Annotated in this window: 2 protein-coding genes; both read left to right on the top strand. The window is 70.3% G+C overall.

What is annotated here, in order from left to right; all coding sequences use genetic code 11:
- Window positions 1-507, top strand: a 507-nt coding sequence (locus tag A5711_RS23940; RefSeq protein WP_067950940.1) for a sensor domain-containing protein, incomplete at its 5' end; no start/stop codon positions are given.
- 165 nt (window positions 508-672) lie between these two features.
- On the top strand, window positions 673-1,809 hold a 1,137-nt coding region (gene egtA, locus A5711_RS23935; protein ID WP_067950939.1), incomplete at its 3' end, for an ergothioneine biosynthesis glutamate--cysteine ligase EgtA.

Here is a 1,809-nt window from a genome sequence, read left to right as displayed (position 1 = left end):
GGCGGCCCCATGGGCTGGGAGTCGGTGTTCACCCGGCCGGTGCAGGGCGATTGGGTGGACGTTCCGGTGTGCAACAACTGGGCCGACATCGGCCTGCCCGAGGTGTACGACGACCCAGACCTGGCGTCGTTCAACGGTGCCGTCACCCAGACATCGGCCACCGACCAAACCCACTTCGTGAAGCAGGCCGTCGGGGTGTTTGCCACCAACGACGCCGCCGACCGCGCCTTCCATCGGGTGGTGGATCGGACGGTGGGTTGCTCGGGCCAGACCACCCCGATGCACCTGGACAACGGGGTCACGCAGGTGTGGTCGTTCGATGGCGGGCCGCCCGGCGCGGTCGACGCGAACTGGACCAAGCAAGAGGCCGGCACCGATCGGCGGTGCTTCAATCAAACCAGGCTGCGTGAAAATGTGTTGTTGCAGGCCAAGGTCTGCCAGTCTGGCAACGCCGGGCCGGCGGTCAACGTCCTGGCTGGGGCGATGCAGAATGCGCTAGGACAGTGAGCCGGGTTCGGGACCGCATCGGGCATGCTTGAAATTGCGCGCGAACGGGAATATGTCGGGGCCATCTGCTAGATGAAGTAGTGGCGGTAACCGTTCCGTTGGCTGTGTCGGGAAGCGGTCCGCAGGCGCGTGCTCGAGCTTGCCAAGGCCCGAAGGGATAGTGATATGACGTTTGCCGCTATCACTACCGCCGGCTCCGAGCTGGCCAGTCCCGAGATGGCCGATTCCAAAGCCGCCGCCCGCTACATCGCCGACGGTTGCTTGGTGGACGCCCCGCTGGGGCGCGTGGGTCTGGAACTGGAAGCGCACTGCCACGACCCGTCCGACCCCCATCGCCGGCCCGGTTGGCAGGAGATCGCCGACGTTCTGGAGGCCTTGCCCGAGCTGCCGGGCGGCAGCCGGGTCACGGTGGAACCCGGCGGCGCGGTGGAGCTGTCCGGCCCGCCGGCCGACGGGGTGACGGCCGCCATCGCCGCGATGCGGCGCGACCAGGCCGTGCTGCGGTCGGCGTTCGTCGATGCCGGCCTGGGCCTGGTCTTCCTCGGGGCGGATCCGCTGCGGCCGCCCAAGCGCATCAACCCGGGCGCGCGTTACCGAGCAATGGAGCAGTTCTTCGCGTCCAGCCGCTCGGGCGAGGCGGGTGCGGCGATGATGACGTCCACCGCGTCCATCCAGGTCAACCTTGACGCCGGGCCGCAGTCCGGCTGGGCGGACCGGGTGCGGCTGGCGCATGCCCTCGGGCCCACCATGATCGCAATGGCGGCGAACTCACCGATGCTGCGCGGCGAGTTCACCGGCTGGGCCTCCACCCGGCAGTGGGTGTGGGGGCAGATGGACTCGGCGCGGTGCGGACCCATCCTGGGCGCCAGCGGCGACGACCCCGGCACCGACTGGGCGCGCTACGCGCTCAAGGCGCCGGTGATGCTGGTGCACACCCCGGACGCCGCGGCGGTCACGCACTGGGTGCCCTTCGCCGACTGGGTGGACGGACGGGTGTTGCTCGGCGGTCGCCGCCCCACCCTCGCCGACCTCGAATACCACCTGACGACGCTGTTCCCGCCGGTGCGCCCGAGGCAGTGGCTGGAGATCCGCTATCTCGATAGCGTGCCGGACGACTTCTGGCCGGCCGTGGTGTTCACCCTGGTGGCCCTGCTCGACGACCCGGTCGCGGCCGACACCGCGGCCGAGGCGGTCGAGCCGGTGGCCACCGCCTGGGACACGGCGGCTCAGGCGGGACTACGTGACCGGCGGCTGTACGCCGCGGCCAACAAGTGCGTGGCCGTCGCCGCTCAGCTGGCGCCG

Origin of the sequence: Mycobacterium sp. E2238, from assembly GCF_001672665.1 — a bacterium.
Taxonomy (GTDB): domain Bacteria; phylum Actinomycetota; class Actinomycetes; order Mycobacteriales; family Mycobacteriaceae; genus Mycobacterium.
This window is presented reverse-complemented; position numbering and strand designations above follow the sequence as displayed.